Source organism: Polyangium jinanense, from assembly GCF_028435365.1.
Genome location: NZ_JAGTJJ010000043.1, coordinates 69,054 through 84,742, shown reverse-complemented (window position 1 = coordinate 84,742; position 15,689 = coordinate 69,054). Strand labels below are relative to the sequence as shown.

Genomic DNA, 15,689 nt, shown 5'->3' with positions numbered 1-15,689 from the left:
CCGGCCCCCATCCCTCACCACGCCTCCCCATAGCGGGCGCGGAGACATTCCCATTCCTCGTGGTCGGCGATGTAAACGCCAGCCGACCAGCTGAAGATGTCGGCCGGTTTGTCGTCGGGCTCGAGGAGGGGAATGACGTGGACGTGGAGGTGCGTCGAGCTCTGCGTGATCTCGCCGGCGGCGCTCCCGGTCGAGGCGAGATAACATCGCCGCGGACGCATGACGCGCTCGACGACCCTCGCAGCATGGAGGACGAGGCGGTTCGTCTCCGCCCAGGTCTCATCGTCGATCTCGCCGAACGACACCGCATGCCGCTTCGGCATCACCATGAGCTGTCCCCAGCGGCGCACGTAGCGCGGCAACAGGACGAGCTGGCGATCGTCTTCATGGACGACGAAGACGGGGCCGGCGCGCCGATCGCGGATCGCGCACATCAGGCATGCGACGTCGCCCGTCTCGTTACGAATTCGATCGAGCGCTTCGGCGCGCGAGACGAGACGGGGCATACGCCTAGACCATGACGGGGACGCGCTTGGGGAGCTTCCGCATCCGGACATCCGGAACCTGCGCGTCGTACGCGAATTTCGCCGAAGGCACGACGACGAGCGGAGCCCCCACCTGTTCCGCGCGTGCGAGCGCGTCCGCAAGCGCGCGGAAGTTATCGGCGGTCGAGCGATAGCGCTCGTTGTCGAACGCGAGGGCGCTCGCGTACAGGGCGGCACCGTCTCCGCCGCCGCTTGCCCAGTGCGGTCGCGACGGCCCCGGCTCGAGCTCGGCCCCGGCGAGCGCCTGCGCGAGGGCGTGGTCCGCGGAGATCACGGCAATGATCTCCGGCGTCGCCAGCGACCACTCGGTGACCATGGCTTCGTTGCACAAGACATATTCTCGGTAGGCGACCGGCGACTCGTTTTCCGTATGCACGTGGTAGACGGCGGCGAGGACAGATGGATCGGCGAGGACCTGCCCGATCGAAACGGCGCGTCCGTCGAGATCGTGAAACTCGAATGGAGCGGAACGCGCCGGATCGAAGCGCGCGACGATCGCCCTCGGCGAAAGGACGACGCGGAGGAGCTGATCGCCGTAATCGCGCTCGGCGAGACCGAGCCGCGTGGGCCAAGGACGCGTCCACGCATAACGTCGAAGGCGAAGGCTCGGGTGAAGCAGGAGCAGGCGCGCCATGTCGCCGTTCGGACCGCCGCCGGCCGCGACCCGTTCGAGGAGCTCGACGTACGCCGTCGGTCCCTCGGGCAACTGGGTATCGAGCAAGAGCTGCTTGTCGCGCCGGAGCGTCGCCGCCTGCTCGCGCGAGGTCCAAGACCAGAGCGTTCGACGCGCGTACGACGCATCGGTCACGGACGCCTCTTCGAGGCTCCTGGCGACGCTTCGATCGAGCGATCGCGCCGGGGGTCGCTCGATCGAGGGCGTAGCCGACGCAGCGGAAGCTCTGGCCCCTGCAGACGCATCGGGCGGCGGTTCGACGGACGCATCGCGACGCGCGCACGCCGCGATCAGCGCTGCCAGCGCGAGGGAAGACGGAGCGCGTTGGCCTCGAACCCGCCGTCCGCGCTCTTTGGAGGAGGGCATCCGTGACACCTCGAGGGGGAACGCTACTATAGCAGCAGCGTTCATGCACTGGGCAACACGCGCCTTCGCGATCGTCGTGTGTCTCGCCGTCGCCACGACGTGCGAACGGCGCGATCCGCCGGGCGTCGAAGCAGGGACGCCGTCGGCGCCGAGCGCGAACGTCAGCGCGAGCTCGGCAAAGGCCGCCAAGCGGACGAGCCTCACCCCCGTGCGAGAAATGGAGCGATCCTCGTCGGCGCTCGCGCTCGGAAGGATCGGCGACGAGACCGTTGCGATCCTCGCGGATGAAGACGACGCGAAACTCCGCGTGATGAAGCTGCCCGAAGTTCGCGAGCTCGCCTCGGCGAAGCTCGCAGGCGTCCCGGGGCACGTCCTCGTCGGCGACGACGGCACGATCTGGATCGCGGTCCGCGACGCGGACCTCGTTCAGTCCTTCACCCTGACGTGCAGCGCGAATGGGTCCGAATGCGCGCTCGCCGAGGGGGCGCGCATTCAGACTGCGAAGGAACCACTCGCCCTCGCGCTCGCTGATCGTGCGCTCTTCGTCGTTTCCAACTGGGGTCGCGAGCTCGCGCGCCACGCGCTCCCGTCTGGAGAGAAGGTCGAAGCGACACCACTCGCCCGCGAAGCGCGTGCCGTCCTCGTCTCCAAGGACGGACGCCGCTTGGTGATCGCGCATGCCGCTGGATCGATCGTCACGACGGTATCGCTCTCGCCCGGTTTGCCGACGCGCGAGCATCACCTCGATTTTCGCGATCATCACCTCGACGAGAGCGCCTCCATCGTGATCGGCGACGAGCCGCGCTTCGCCGGACAAGGCTTCGCCCTCGCACGTGCGGGAGACGGCGTGATCGTGCCGATGGTCCTCGTCTACCCCGGTGATCCGGTGCCGTCGTCGGGTTATGGCTCGCTGGAGAGCCCGTATTTTCCGAACGAGCCCGTCCTTGTGGCCCTCGCCGATTCTTCGGAAGACGCGCCGCCGAAGCTCCGCGTACGTCGCGAAGTCCTCCCTGCGGACAAACCCCGCAGCGGCGTCGAGCGCGCCTCGTCGCCGAAAACGCCTCCGTGCCTTCTGCCGCGCGCTGCGGCCGCCGACGAAGCCCGTGGTTCGATTCTCGTCGCCTGCGCGGGGATCGATCAGCTCCTCGAGATCGATGCCACGGACGCGCCGCTCGCGACTTCGGAGCTTCGACGGTGGCACCTGCCCTCGGGTCCTTCCGCAATCGCGATCGATCCGCGCACGCACGACGCGTGGGTCTGGTCCGCCCTCGATCGGAAGCTCACGCGGATCGTGCTCGGATCGCCCGGCGCGCAACCCGACGCCGGGAAGGCGGTCGTATCGATCCACGACGCCGACGCGTCGACCGCCGTCGCCAGCGACACGCCGCTCGATCCCGACTGGGAGCGAGGACGCCGCCTCTTTCACGGAAGCCTCGCGCCCGACGGACGCGCCTGCGCGAGCTGCCATCCGGATGGGCGCACTGACGGCCTCACGTGGTCGTCTCCCAAAGGACCGCTGCAGACGCCGATGCTCGCTGGCCGCCTCTCGGCCACGGCTCCGTTCGGCTGGGTCGGGGATTCTCCAGCCGTGGAGGCGCACTTGAAATTGACGCTCGATCGCCTCGGCGCGCGGTCCCTCGACGACGCCGACCTGCGCGCGCTCACCACATACGCCACGCGCGCGCGAACGAATTTGTCCGCTCGCCGGCGCACCGCGGAAGAAAACCGCGGGCGGCAGATCTTCGATTCGGTCGAAGCCGGCTGCGCGATGTGCCATCAAGACGGCGGTCTTCGGGGAGACGGCTCGCAGCGCGACGTCGGCACCGGCGGCACGTTCGACACGCCGTCGCTCCGCTTCGTCGGCGGCACGGCCCCGTACATGCACGACGGCCGCTACGCCACGCTCCGCGAAATGTTCGTCCGAACCGAAGGCCAAATGGGGAGGACCCGCCACCTCGGCGAAAAAGACATGCTCGCCCTCCTCGCCTATCTCCGCTCGCTCGAGTAACACACCGAGCACGTATGCTGAGACGGCCGGTCACCGTGTAGGCGATTCGCCGGCACCGTGGCGGTGGATGGCACACGGCCGTCGCCGCTCCTTCGCGGGCCGCTCCAGGGGGCCCCAAAAGTGACGGCCAGCACGCGAGCCGCCAAGCGTCGCCACGTGAGCTTCTTCGGGCGGGCAGGACTTGCTAAAGGACGCTCTGCAGCACGCGAATCACTTCGATGGATGGTTCGAGAGGCGCTAGCTTTCCGGCGTGACTTCGCAACCTCCCTTCACGCCGATGCGGCCGCTCCAGCCGGTTGTTCCTGCGCGGAAGCGCTTCCCGATCGCTCTTGTGGCCGCCCTTGTCCTCGTCGCAGCCGGCGGCGCGTACAGCGTGCTGGTCCTCCGCGCGGGGTCCGGGAGTCTCTTCGGACGCACCCTCACCATCGATCCGTGGACGCTGCCGGAGGCCTCCGTGCCCCCACTCGCCTTCGCCGCGCGCTGGATCTCGGTGCCCCTTGCGAGCCCATCCGGCACCGTCTACGGCGTCGTCGACGGAGGCGCGACCCCGGCCGTCGTCGCCATCGACGGCGCCACCGGTGCCCTCCGCTGGAAGACACCGATCACCGCCGGCGCCCCGCTCGCGGACTACCGCCATGGGGACGGCTGGAACCAAAACGATGCGAAGGTCGCGATGGAGTTCCAGCCCAACGTGCCCGTGCTCGGCATCGCGGGCGGCACGCTCACCGTCGCCTTCGACCACGACTGGGCCCTGTTCGACGTCGCGACCGGCGCCCTTCGCAGTTCGGGGCGCCTCCCCACCTCGCTGCCCGCCGTCTATCCGGCGGGCGGCTTCTGTCCTGTCGGCCGCGACGTCTGGATCGCCATGGCCGACGGTCGCGATGGCGGGTTGCGTATCACCGAGGCGGGTACCACCGACGGTCTCCGCACGGATCGCCCCGCCGACTGCAAGCCGCCGATCGGCACCCTGGGGGCCCCCTACGGCCACCGGACGAGCCCCCTCCAGCAGGCCCGTGGCAATCGCGTACCCGACTTCTGCATGCAGACGCGCCACAAGAGCCGCACGAAATCGAACCACTGCAAGCTCTGGGGGGAGACGCCTACCGGCGTCGCTTTCGGTGTCGACTACACGAATGTCTACTTGGACGGGAAGGCGTTTTCCTTTGGCAAGCCGTCGAACGACCTCGACCCCCTCCAGCTGCTCGGCATCGAGGCGGCCGGAGGCTCCCTCTTCATGACGGTGAGCGAGAGCGCTCAGCGGACCACGGAGACGAAGCCTCCCCCCGGTTCCTTCGCCCCCATCGAGCGCCGCTCCTACTTTCAGTACCGTATGGTCCTCGTCGCCGTCGACGGCGAGCGCAACGTCCGCTGGACGACCACGATCGCGACGGAGCCGGACGTCTGGGGGCACCCGCTCGTCGTCGCCGCGGACCCCGCGGCCCCGACACAAAGCCTCTATTTGTTCACGCCGGGCAAGCTCGTCGCCCTCGACCAGGCGACGGGCCGGGCCCGATTTCACATCAGCGCCCAATAACGAACGCGTGCATTTTGCATCAAATCGTTGAGCGCGTCGCCGCCGGGCAATTCGCGGCGCCGGCGGCGTGACAGGCGGCAAGAAGGACTACCAGAACGGGGAGCAAGCTACGCACGTCCGCACATCGTCCCGGCCTCCCGGAGTGTGAGAGCGCCGGCGGCCGTGGCTCCTCCCTGACGATGTCGTCGGCCGGGCCCGACGATGTCGTCAGCCGGCTCGACGATGTCGTCAGCCGGCTCGACGACGGCGACCACCAGCGCGACGAGGACGTCGACCAGCTCGACGATGCCGTCGGCCGGGCCCGACGATGTCGTCGACCGGCCCCACGACGACGACGACCGGCTCCACGAGGCCATCCGCCAGGCCGAGCGATGACGAGGATCGGCTCGACGAGGACGACGACCCGCGCGACGACGACCTCGCCCCGCCCGACGACGTCGCTCCACGCGATGACGACGTCGACCGGACACAGCGACTACGTCGACCGGAAGCGGGTCCCCAAAACTGGGTGGAAGGATACGGCTGGCCGCCGCATGGGGAGCCCCTCGCGTCCCCCGAGCCTGTACAAGTTGCTCGATGGGCCGCGCCAGCACGGTCTTTATTTGCAATATCCATCCGACCCACCGCGAAACTTCCCGCGGGCGCGGCTGTCGGACGCACACCGTATATGACTTCGACCTCGACGACGCTGCCGCTCTGGTCCACTCGGCGAACGCGGGCGTGGCTTCCCGCCGCGCTCGCTCCGATTCTCGGCCTGATCACCGCGTGCTCCGGGGCGCCTCCCGCTCCGGCGCATGGCCCCACGGTCGTGCCCGTGCCTTCCGCGGCCACTTCGGGCGCTCCCTCGGCGAGCGCCGCCCCGAGCGCCACCTCGGACGCTCCCTCGGCGAGCGATGCCCCGAGCGCCGACGACGATGCCGACGTGCAGATGCAGCCGCCGAAGGACGCGGCCACGCTCGGCTGGTGCACGAAGGACGAGCTGCAGGCCGCGCTGGACGAGACGAAGGAGATCGCTCGACTCGTGAGCAAGCTCCCGCCAGACGCGTCCGCTGCCGACGCGGTCACCGGGCGCATCGCGAAACTCTTCAACTCGCCCTGTTACATGCATGGCGCGCTGGCGCGCTCGCTGGACACGACGAAGCTCAAGGCCGCGCGCGCCTGGGCCGTCGCGGAGTGGTGGAATTCGGGCGGGCAGGATTTTTTAAAGGACGCTCTGCAGCACGCCAATGCCATTCACTTCGCGCCGTCGATTCCTCGGATGCTCGCGCCGGAGCTCCTCCCGGCATCCGACCCCATGCGCGCGATCCTGTGCCCTTCCTTCGGCGCCGCGTGTGATCCGGTCGCGCAGGGGACGGCGCTGGACGTGGGGCGCGAGCTCGAGCGGGTAGGCCTGCTCCAGGAGCGCGCGCGCAAAGAGCACTCCGCGGACGACGGGCCCGAAAACGAGGAGGCATGCGCGGAGTCGGTCAGCAAGGAGCCGCCTGCCGAGAGGCTTGCGAGTTATGCGGCATGCGTCAACGGGCTCGTCCCAGAGCTCCCGGCGCTGCCGGAGGCGCGGTATCGGTCGCCGAAAGGCTGGCTCGTCCTGCGGGGGAGACGTGGACATTATTCTTTCTGCGACGAGGCCCGCGCCTATGACCTGGAAACGGGCACCGCCTACATCGCGTCCCGGTGCGGCGGGCTCGTCCTCAACAACGGCGGTGCCGTGAATGCGGACGCGACGCGGGACACCGGTTCCATGAAGACGCAAGTGGGGACGCTCTCGGTCGACGCGCTCCGGCGCCTCGCGCTCGCGTTATGGCTGAAGGACAAACTGGACAAGGACGCCCGGCCCTATGCAGCGTTCCCGATTCCGGAGGGCGTGCCGATGCCCGAGCCAGACCATTCCTTCCTGTTCGGGTCCAGCATGAGCGCTTGGGGGCACAGCGGCCAGACCTCGATCCAGTTCGAGATCCATGACGGAAAAAGCACGGTCGTCTCCGGGACCTTCAAGTGGCCGGACGCCTCCAGCGCCGGCGATCAGATGGTCGACGATCTCGTGGTGAGCGCCGAGACGACATTCCGCGAGGGCTGCCCGACAGCGGCATTGCCGGCCGGGCTCTCGCCCGCGAAGACGCTCGGCGGCGTGAGCAGGATCGACGCCTCGCCCGATACCCTCCGCAAGAACGCGGACGACCTCTCGGCCGCCTTCGCCGAGCTTCGCAAGACCAAGGTATGTAAGAAGTAATGAACTCCCCGTGCCGGAGCGCGTAGATCAGACCGCTCGGGGCTTGACGCCCGCGCCCAACTGGACGACGACACCCCCATGCGCATCCGAGTTTCTGCGGAGATCCCGCTCGGCCGGTCCAACGTCGACTTCGGCCTCGTCACGTGGCTGCATATTGCCATCCTCGACGAGGACGATTCCGGTCCGATCGAGAAGCCGATCGGCCAGGCGAGAGCCGCCCTTGTCCACGTAGGGAAGGTCCTCGACAACGAGGAATCCCTCCACGACGTGCTCGACGCCGATAGCGGTGATCTGGAGGCGCTCTACTCGATCTACTTCGACGAGAAGACCGATTGGTTCAAGCCCGAACTCGCCGAAGGAATGGGGCGCGATTTGCTGTACATCGACGAGGTCCACGTCGAACCCGCCTTCGAGGGCCGCAACATCGAGCTCGCCGTCGTGCGAAACCTCGCGGATACGCTGGGACAAGGATGCGAGCTGGTGGTCGTACCCGTTGAATCTGATCAGGACGAGGAATACTGGTCACACCTCGGTTTCGAGATGAGCACCCCGGCCGAGAAGGGGCATGGTTACATGCACCTCAACCTCGCCTATCGCAGCTCGTTCGTGGATGACGAGGAAAACCCTGGCCACTTCAAGGTCCAGCCGAATATCCCGTCCGACGCGACAAAGACACACCATTGAGAACGCGACGGAGCCATCCCCGGGGCTCCTGTACGCCGCCCATTCTAGGCTGCATGGCGTTCGAGGAAAGCCGAAAGCTCTTCGGGGCGCCTCCCGGTGATCTGCTCGAACCCAGCACTCGTCGCAGCGAACCGGCCTTGGGACACGGACGCGAACATGCTGGCGAAGGCATGCGGCCACGGGTCTTCCATCGTGGCCCAGCAGCGTGCCAGGTAGTCCGTCGCGGAAATCGGCCGGTAGGCCATGGGCCGGCCGAAGGCCATACTTGCCAGCTCGGTGATCTCATCGAGCGTGTATGCCTTGGTGCCTCCGAGTTCGAGGACCTGGCCTTCATGGGCCCCCGATTCGAGCGCCAGCGCCGCCGCGGTGGCCACGTCGTCGCGCGAGATCGGTGCAATGCGCGCTTGTCCGGCCGGCACCTCGACGAGCCCCGTGTCGCGGGCTTGCTCAAGCCAGTGCGAGAGCAGGAAGTCGGAGTACATGCCGCAGCGAAGAATGGACCATGGCTTGCCGCAGGCGCGCAGCCGTTGCTCGGCGTCCCGGTAGACCGGCGCGAAATAGAACGGCGAGTGCTCGTCGACGTCGACGATGCTGGTGAAGACCACCTGCTCGATGGCTGACGCCGCAATCGCGTCGATGACGTTTTCGTGTTGCTTCATCACGTCACGTGCATCGCCGTCGCTCGCGACGAACAGCAAGGCCGACACGCCTGCGAAGGCTTCGTCGAGGCTCGCACGATCGGTGTAATCGGCGCGGCGAAGCTCTACACCGGAGGGCACACGCGCGGCCGCGCGCGCCGGGTCCCGCACAAGTCCTGCCACGGCGCCCGCGCCAAGCCGGCTCGCGAGGAGCCGCACCGCCGCGCTGCCCACGTTGCCCGAAGCGCCAGTCACCAACAACACGGGAATTTCCCTCGGGGGTAGCGCAGGCTTTCAGGAGCGGTCATGGGCTCTCCGTACCGGGCACGGCCGGATTTTATCCTCTCTCGTCGCCGACGTCGAGCACGAGCCTTTTTCACGGCCCACCTCGTCCCAAGTGATCGCGTAGTGCCGGAGCGCGTAGATCGACCAGCCCGCGAGCCCGGCGCGGTCGCACACGCGCTCGAAGGCTTGCGTGAGGCCGTATTGCCCCCACGGTCTGCTTCGCTCGTTCAGCGCGAGGTGACCGTCGCGTGAGCCGACCTTCGCAGACGGAAAGAAAGCCGCCCGCGGGGGCTCGCCGAACCTCGGCAGCAGCGTCCCCCCGAGTAGCGCCGCCATCGTCTGCCCCTTCGCGTCCCGGCGGAATCGGCCCTTGCGCCATCTTTCCGTCGATATCGAAGATCAACACGCCTTCCCGCGCCGCGTCATCTTCCGGACCGCCCTGACCCCACTCCTTATCCAGGCGCTCACGGCGCGCCCCATCCGCGCGGTTCGTGGTGCGCGCAACGGCGTCGCTCCCGGGCAGATCGCCAACCGCCGGAGGCTCGCCCGGACCAACCCTTGAAGCATCAACCACGCACGAGGGCGCTCTGGCGAGCCTGCAAATGGGCCGTCTAGCGCGCCCTTCCGCGAGCGTCGAAATCTGCACCCCTGCCAATTCGTTCCTCGTCGAACCCTCCGCAGCACGTTTTCCGAGTTGCCGCGCACCAGCCAACATCGGCACATCGTTGGTCTTGTCTACCACGACTAGCCAATACAAACCCGGAAGCGCTGTTCATGCGGTATCGCCGCTCCAAAAAAATCCCCGAGGGCTCCTCGAGCGGCCGGTTCACGTGCTCCGAACGTGTCGGCGGCGTGCCGAAAACCCTGCCTTTGCTGCTCTACAGCGCAGATCTGCGGTCGTATACTTGGAACACAAATCATCACAGATCCGAGCCGAGTGTCAGGTACAAAATTATCGCATTGCAACATCTGAGCGCGCGAACGAATACGGTATTGACACACTACCAATCGCAATGCTGAATGGTGGCGCTCAGGGCTCCGACCAAATCCGCGGAGTCCCGACGAGCGATTCACTTGAAAGGAGTAAAGGTATGCCTGAAGTGGAATACTTTTTCATCATTTCGAAGGCCCGGGGTCCGGGCAACGCTGCGTTGGTGCTGAGCGCGTCGTCCTCGGGGGGCGCGGATGTCGTGGTGGCGACGCTCGACTACCAGGACGAGAAGCAGATGTGGGAAAAGCGGCTGCGTCGGGCCGACGACACCGCCGTGTTCGCGCTGGTGAACAAGGCGCGCGGTACCTGCCTGGCGCGGGCCTCGGCGGATAACGGCGCGGCGCTCGTGCTGGTGCCCGTGGGCCGGATCCCGAGCGACGATCTCGCGGTCTGGCAGCACGACCACGTGGAAGGGCAGTACAACGCCCTGGTGTCGGTGCAGGAGTGGGAGCAAAAGGTCAATATCTTCGGAGACGGTCCGTACACCAGCGGCTCCCGGACCGTCTCGTGGCACTGGGACGGCGGCTCCGACAACGAGCTGTGGCGCTTTTTCAGCTCGAACCGGCAGATCAAGCTGAAGCGCATCGAATTCATGCTGGACGCGAGTCAGCTGGTCGAGCAGCCACCGACCGTGCTCTATAACACGCGCATCGTGAACAACTCCGACCAGGAGCAGGAGCAGCTCTTCGAGTACACGACATCGTCGACGAAGACCGAAACCTATAGCGCATCGGCGGGGCTGGAGCTGAGCGCCCAGTACGAGATCCAGGTCGGAGCTCCGCTGGCGGTCAGCTCCAAGGTGACCCTCGGCGCCAAGGTGACGACCACCATCACCTTCGGCCGGTCGCACGAGACCAGCGAGGAGATCAAGGTAAGCGCGCCCGTCAAGGTACCGCCGCGTTCGGCGGTGCAAGCCAACATTCTCGTGCAGAGCTCGACGATCGACGTGCCATTCCGCGCGGTCTACGACGTGACCTACGAAGACGGAGTGACGCAGGAGGTCATCAAGAACGGCACCTACAACCAGATCGCATTCTACAACGCCCACTACACGATCACGCAGGAGACCCCGAATCAGGTGACCCAGCCGGCCGACGGCACGTACAAGCTCATCAACCAGCACGGCAAGGCGCTCGACGTCAACGGCGGCGCCAGGGCGGCCGGGACCACGATCATTCAATGGCCGTACGGCAACGGTGCCAACCAGCGCTGGCTGCTGAGCTACGTGGGCGGCGGGTGCTTCAAGCTCACCGCGGAGCACAGCGGTCTGGTTCTCGATGTCTCCGGCGGCTCGCTGGCCGATGGCGCCCCGCTCATCCAGTGGCAGTGGTTCGGCAGCGGCAATCAACTGTGGCAGCTCATCGCCAACGGGGATGGAACCTGCCGCCTGCAGAGCAAAAACAGCGGCAAGGTGCTCGATGTGCAGGACGGCGGGTCGACGAACGGCACCCCGCTGGTCCAGCGCGCCTGGAACGGCAGCCCCGGCCAGCGCTGGTCGGTGACCCGGTTGTAAAGCCTCCATCCCATCGCACGCAATGCGGCTCCGAGGGGATACGTTTGTCCCTTCCCCTCCTGGGGTTTGTCCGTGTCCCCTCAGCCCTCATGGCAGAATTGCCCCCTCCGAGCCGACGCGTGAGCCACGACCTACGAGCCGGCCCCGGCGGATACCGGACTCGTTAGGCGCGTTGCGCCCTGCCCCCTCGCGACGCCCTTTTCGGCCTTCGGCGGATCGATTAGTCTCTTGATGGCACGGTGCGAGCCTGGACGTCTTCGCCACACGAGCGGCCCTCGTCCTGGCCTCGCCCGCGCGCGCGGACTCGACCGCGTCGTCGTTCGATCCGTCCAGATCGTTTCCTATCTATCAGGAGGCTCGTCATGCGCATCCTCGTCCTCATCATATCCTTGATCCTGCTGACTGCCGCCCCGGTACCTGCGCTTGCCACCCCCTCGGTGACCGTACGGTCCGTGGCTTTCACCGTTACGAATCCACTGGAGCTCGGTGCGCTCCGGACGGTGCAGGGCACGCTTTATCTCCCCGCCAACGCCCCCTGTGTCGTAAGTCGGTGATGCTCCTCATCCCGGGACTCTCGTACGGCGCCTAGGCTTGGGACTTCCCACTCGAGCCTGACACCTACTCGGTTGCGCGCCCTGGCGTCCCAAGGCTTCCCGGCGATCGCCATCGACAAGTTGGGCTATGGCGCGTCGGATCACGCCAATGGCTACACCCTCACGGTGGAGTCCTACGCGGCGATGACGTCGCAAATCGTAACGCAGCTCCGGACCGGTCTGTACCAGACGCCCTTGCCGTCCTTGCCCATTGCATTCTCGCGGGTGGGGCTTGTGGGCCATTCGGCAGGCACCGAGATCGCCGAGCTGACGGCCGGCCTCTTCGGCGGTATCGACGTGCTCATCGCCACGGGGTACACGCACGTTCCCACGCCACGCATTTTGACGGACTTCACCACCGGGGACACCGTGCGCGCCGCTTTGTCCGACCGGGAGTACTTCGGTGGGACGCCGGAGCAACGGACCGAGTACATGTACAATGTCTCCGTAGCGGATCCGGACGTTATTGCCCTCGACACGGCGATGGCCGAGCTCACCCCCTCGGGCGAGATCCTCACCATCAGCTCCCAGCCCTCGCGGCTGATCATGGCCACCATCACCGCGCCTGTGTTGCTGGTGCTCGCGGAGCAGGACATTCTCTTCCCCCCGGACGTTTTGGGGGTGCCCGTGGGCGAGCTGGAGCTGGCCCTCTTCGCGTTGTCGGGGGACAAGGAGCTTTACGTCGTCCCCGACGCCGGGCACTCGTTCATGCTCCATCCGAACGCGCCGGAGACGAATGCTGTCATCGTTGATTGGCTGTCCGCGCGAATCCCTGCTTGCAACTGAGACGAAGCAACCTCGCCGGGCTCCAGGGCCGTGAGCGCTGCCCACAACGATCGGGCATCGGTTCAGCCCGCGATGGGCAGCGCTGGGCTGGCTCTCGTGTGCTCGGTCGGGGCACGATGCTCGAGCCACCCCTGGGTCAACAGCAGCGGCAGCGTCCAGCCGAGCCAGCCAGCGATGCCGGCAATGGCCTGTCGCAGTAGCTCTTCATTGCCAGCGAACGTGGTGTGCAGTTGCGGCATCAGAGCGATCCCCGCGACCACGCCCCAGATCCGATTGGTGATCACGGACATGACGAGTGCAAAGCTGCGAATCATCCATTTGCGGTGCTCCGCCATCCGCTGCTGTCGCGCACTCCGATAGCCGGTGACGGTGAAGGTCAGCCAAAGCAGGGCGAGCAGTACATTGCTCACGCGGAGGACGGGCCCGAAGGGGCTGAGCGCGCCGATCACCAGACCGATCAGCCCGGCGGGGAGCACGCCACCGAAGACGTAGAGCCGCCCCAGGCGCCGGTGCGCCCGCGGAAAGCGCTGCCGAAACCACGGCCAGATCTGCACGCAGCCGCTGAGCATGGCGATCGCCCCGCACACGATGTGGACGACCAGCAGCGGGTAATACCAGCGCAGGCTAGCCGGGACGGGGACCCGGGAGCGGGCCGGATCGAGCGACAGATACGGCAGCAGCGAGAACGCGACGAACACCACGGCGACCGATCCGAGCAGCGCCAGCCACGGGCGCCGCCACCACGGAGTTGCGACCATTTTTCATCCCTCACGGCTTACTGCGTACGACATACGCTTTACTGTGTGAGGTATACGCAGAAGCACGATGCGGTCAAGCGAGAAGGGGAAAGCGGCGGGAGACGAGGGACGGCAGGGCTTGTCGCTGGGCCTGGCGACGGCGTGGGGCGTGAAGGACCGTCCGGGCAAGGGACCCAAGCCGGGGCTGAGTCTGGAGCGGATCGTCGCGGCTGCCGTCCAGGTGGCGGAAACGGAAGGCTTGAGCGCGGTCTCGATGAGCCGTGTGGCGACGGTCTTGGGCGCCGGGACGATGGCGCTCTACCGCTACGTCGAGTCCAAAGAAGAGCTGTTGATGCTGATGATGGATGCCGCGTTTTGCGAGCATCCCCCGCCGCCCGCGCCCGAGGAACCATGGCGAGCGGCGGTGGAACGATGGGCGCGGCAGCACCTGGCCGTGCTGCGCAAGCATCCCTGGGTGGTGCGCATTCCGCTGGGCGGCCCGCCGATCACGCCGAACCAGGTGGTGTGGTTCGAACGCGGCATGAGCAGCCTGAGCGGAACAGGTCTGCCCGAGATGGCCAAGCTGGACTCGCTCGCGCTGGTCAACGGCTGGGTGCGGCACGAGGCGATGCTGGAAGGGGACCTCCGCGAGGCGGAACGCCGCAGCGGCACCGGCGCCGCCGAAGCCTCCGCGTCGTATTGGCGCACGCTGGGCGGGCTGATCGACGCGCAACGTTTCCCGGCGATGAGCGCCCTCGTGGCGGCGGCGACGAGCGATGCGGCGGCGGTCGACGATGCGCAGTTCACGTTCGGGCTGGAGCGCATCCTCGACGGCATCACCTTTGCCGTTCAAGCCGTTCGTAGGCAAGGCCCCTGCTCGTCGAGCTCCTGAACGCCGGTGTTATCGATGGGCGGGCTCGGCGGCCCCCGAGGCGGGGCTCAGGGCGTCATCGGCATACATAGGGCGTAGGGGCCCCTGTGGCATTGCATTCTTGATCCGAATTGCAACCCGTGCCCTTGCACAGACCATTCATGCAAACGAAGTTGTCTTCGTCGAGGGTCGGCGGCGCCCCCGCGGGGGCGCAATCGGCTGCGACGCTGCACGTGTGTACGCATGTCTTGAGGGGAACGTCGGGGAGCTGCGTGCACACCAGGTTGGGATCCTTGAGGGAATCGATGCATTCCTGGGTGGAACCACAGCCCAGGTCTCTACACAGACCATCGACGCAGGCGAAGTTGTCGGCGTCCTTGGTCGCAGGGGCACCCGGATGGAAGCAGTCGTTGACCGTGGTACACGGGAAGTAGCATCTGGTGCCGGTGTACGGGGCTGGATTCGGCGCGCACACCGACGTGGTTTTGAATTGTTCGGTGCATTCTTCCGACGAGTTGCATCCCTTGTATTCGCATGCGCCCGCGACACAATCGTAATTGTCTGCGTTGTAGATCGGGACGCTGCTCTTGGTGCAGTCGGCCGCGGAGCTGCATGCCTTACGGCAAGATTTCACCGGCCCTCCGCTGCCGGAGCCGCCGGAGCCACTGCTGCTGCCCGAGCTGAATCCACCGGCGCCGCTCGACGCCGAGCTGCTGACGCTGCTGCCCGAGCCGAATCCACCGGCGCCGCTCGACGTCGAGCTGCTGCTGCTGCTGCCCGAGCTGAATCCACCGGCGCCGCTCGACGCCGAGCTGCTGCTGCCCGAGCCGGATCCACCGGTGCCGCCGCTCGACGCCGAACTGCTGCTGCTGCTGCCCGAGCCGGATCCACCGGTGCCGCCGCTCGACGCCGAGCTGCTGCTGCTGCTGCTCGACGAGCCGCCCCCTGCGTCCGGGGAAACGGCGCTCGTCGATTTGCTGCTTCCCGCGCCCGTGTCACTCGAGCATCCGACCGATACATTGGTGACCAGCACAAGACAAGTCGCGAAGAGACAGAATTCCGATCGAGCGAGGTTTCCCGTGTCGCGCATCACTCCGAGCGTGTCGCACGCTCGAAGGAGCGTCAACCAAGCGCGAATCGTCCGTCCCCGCGATACCCTTGTCCCCGTGAATCTTCATCGCCCCGAACCGATCCACGGACACTACCAGATCCTCCCCCATTCCCCGGCATAATCCTCA

Annotated in this window: 14 protein-coding genes; 8 read left to right on the top strand and 6 right to left on the bottom strand. The window is 66.9% G+C overall.

Going from position 1 to position 15,689, the window contains the following annotated elements; translation table 11 throughout:
- Positions 1–14: 14 nt before the first annotated feature.
- Together KEG57_RS40345 and KEG57_RS40340 are read right to left on the bottom strand one after the other, a co-directional pair.
- A complete protein-coding gene (locus KEG57_RS40345) occupies positions 15–506 on the bottom strand; it encodes an HIT family protein (RefSeq protein WP_272426204.1) in 492 nt (163 codons plus the stop codon).
- A gap of 4 nt (positions 507–510) precedes the next feature.
- Positions 511–1,353 carry a hypothetical protein gene (locus tag KEG57_RS40340; RefSeq protein ID WP_272426206.1) on the bottom strand — a complete coding sequence of 281 codons (843 nt, stop codon included), beginning with the start codon at positions 1,351–1,353 and terminating at the stop codon, positions 511–513.
- Positions 1,354–1,570: 217 nt separating this feature from the next.
- Here KEG57_RS40340 and KEG57_RS40335 point away from each other — a divergent pair, with 217 nt between their 5' ends.
- The gene (locus KEG57_RS40335; protein WP_272459492.1) at positions 1,571–3,592 is read left to right on the top strand and encodes a c-type cytochrome; all 2,022 of its coding nucleotides are present in this window, start codon (positions 1,571–1,573) and stop codon (positions 3,590–3,592) included.
- A gap of 250 nt (positions 3,593–3,842) precedes the next feature.
- The gene (locus KEG57_RS40330; protein ID WP_272426210.1) at positions 3,843–5,126 is read left to right on the top strand and encodes a hypothetical protein; all 1,284 of its coding nucleotides are present in this window, start codon (positions 3,843–3,845) and stop codon (positions 5,124–5,126) included.
- 107 nt (positions 5,127–5,233) lie between these two features.
- Here KEG57_RS40330 and KEG57_RS40325 read toward each other — a convergent pair whose 3' ends face one another.
- On the bottom strand, positions 5,234–5,482 hold the full coding sequence (locus tag KEG57_RS40325) for a hypothetical protein (RefSeq protein WP_272426211.1): 249 nt from the start codon (positions 5,480–5,482) through the stop codon (positions 5,234–5,236).
- Positions 5,483–5,793: 311 nt separating this feature from the next.
- Between KEG57_RS40325 and KEG57_RS40320 the strand changes: the two genes are divergently transcribed.
- Together KEG57_RS40320 and KEG57_RS40315 are read left to right on the top strand one after the other, a co-directional pair.
- A complete protein-coding gene (locus KEG57_RS40320) occupies positions 5,794–7,353 on the top strand; it encodes a hypothetical protein (RefSeq protein ID WP_272426212.1) in 1,560 nt (519 codons plus the stop codon).
- A 78-nt stretch (positions 7,354–7,431) separates the two neighbouring features.
- Positions 7,432–8,037 (top strand): hypothetical protein, encoded by a 606-nt coding sequence (locus KEG57_RS40315; RefSeq protein WP_272426214.1) that lies wholly within the window; start codon positions 7,432–7,434, stop codon positions 8,035–8,037.
- Between the two features lie 44 nt (positions 8,038–8,081).
- On the opposite strand, the gene KEG57_RS40310 is transcribed toward KEG57_RS40315, so the two are convergent.
- The gene (locus KEG57_RS40310) at positions 8,082–8,930 is read right to left on the bottom strand and encodes an NAD(P)H-binding protein (protein WP_272426310.1); all 849 of its coding nucleotides are present in this window, start codon (positions 8,928–8,930) and stop codon (positions 8,082–8,084) included.
- A gap of 1,121 nt (positions 8,931–10,051) precedes the next feature.
- Between KEG57_RS40310 and KEG57_RS40305 the strand changes: the two genes are divergently transcribed.
- Both KEG57_RS40305 and KEG57_RS40300 read left to right on the top strand, forming a co-directional pair.
- Positions 10,052–11,464 carry an RICIN domain-containing protein gene (locus KEG57_RS40305; RefSeq protein WP_272426216.1) on the top strand — a complete coding sequence of 471 codons (1,413 nt, stop codon included), beginning with the start codon at positions 10,052–10,054 and terminating at the stop codon, positions 11,462–11,464.
- A 611-nt stretch (positions 11,465–12,075) separates the two neighbouring features.
- A complete protein-coding gene (locus tag KEG57_RS40300) occupies positions 12,076–12,843 on the top strand; it encodes an alpha/beta hydrolase (RefSeq protein WP_372518231.1) in 768 nt (255 codons plus the stop codon).
- Positions 12,844–12,905: 62 nt separating this feature from the next.
- Here KEG57_RS40300 and KEG57_RS40295 read toward each other — a convergent pair whose 3' ends face one another.
- On the bottom strand, positions 12,906–13,601 hold the full coding sequence (locus KEG57_RS40295; protein ID WP_272426218.1) for a DUF2306 domain-containing protein: 696 nt from the start codon (positions 13,599–13,601) through the stop codon (positions 12,906–12,908).
- Between the two features lie 67 nt (positions 13,602–13,668).
- On the opposite strand from KEG57_RS40295, the gene KEG57_RS40290 reads away from it, so the two are divergent.
- Complete coding sequence (locus KEG57_RS40290; RefSeq protein WP_272426220.1) at positions 13,669–14,472, top strand: TetR/AcrR family transcriptional regulator; 804 nt, start codon at positions 13,669–13,671, stop codon at positions 14,470–14,472.
- Positions 14,473–14,527: 55 nt separating this feature from the next.
- Here the strand turns inward: KEG57_RS40290 and KEG57_RS56420 are convergent, their stop codons facing one another.
- Positions 14,528–15,085, bottom strand: a complete 558-nt coding sequence (locus KEG57_RS56420) for a DUF7478 domain-containing protein (RefSeq protein WP_443689968.1) — start codon at positions 15,083–15,085, stop codon at positions 14,528–14,530.
- On the opposite strand from KEG57_RS56420, the gene KEG57_RS40285 reads away from it, so the two are divergent.
- Positions 15,039–15,683 (top strand): hypothetical protein, encoded by a 645-nt coding sequence (locus tag KEG57_RS40285; RefSeq protein WP_272426221.1) that lies wholly within the window; start codon positions 15,039–15,041, stop codon positions 15,681–15,683. The two genes, KEG57_RS56420 and KEG57_RS40285, sit on opposite strands and share 47 nt — an antisense overlap.
- Positions 15,684–15,689 lie beyond the last annotated feature (6 nt).

What these genes read in the sequence shown, in the direction of transcription:
- KEG57_RS40345 (WP_272426204.1), bottom strand. Translation starts at nt 506, where the DNA reads ATGCCCCGTCTCGTCTCGCGCGCCGAAGCGCTCGATCGAATTCGTAAC.
- KEG57_RS40325 (WP_272426211.1), bottom strand. Translation starts at nt 5,482, where the DNA reads ATGGCCTCGTGGAGCCGGTCGTCGTCGTCGTGGGGCCGGTCGACGACA.
- KEG57_RS40320 (WP_272426212.1), top strand. Translation starts at nt 5,794, where the DNA reads ATGACTTCGACCTCGACGACGCTGCCGCTCTGGTCCACTCGGCGAACG.
- KEG57_RS40315 (WP_272426214.1), top strand. Translation starts at nt 7,432, where the DNA reads ATGCGCATCCGAGTTTCTGCGGAGATCCCGCTCGGCCGGTCCAACGTC.
- KEG57_RS40305 (WP_272426216.1), top strand. Translation starts at nt 10,052, where the DNA reads ATGCCTGAAGTGGAATACTTTTTCATCATTTCGAAGGCCCGGGGTCCG.
- KEG57_RS40295 (WP_272426218.1), bottom strand. Translation starts at nt 13,601, where the DNA reads ATGGTCGCAACTCCGTGGTGGCGGCGCCCGTGGCTGGCGCTGCTCGGA.
- KEG57_RS40290 (WP_272426220.1), top strand. Translation starts at nt 13,669, where the DNA reads ATGCGGTCAAGCGAGAAGGGGAAAGCGGCGGGAGACGAGGGACGGCAG.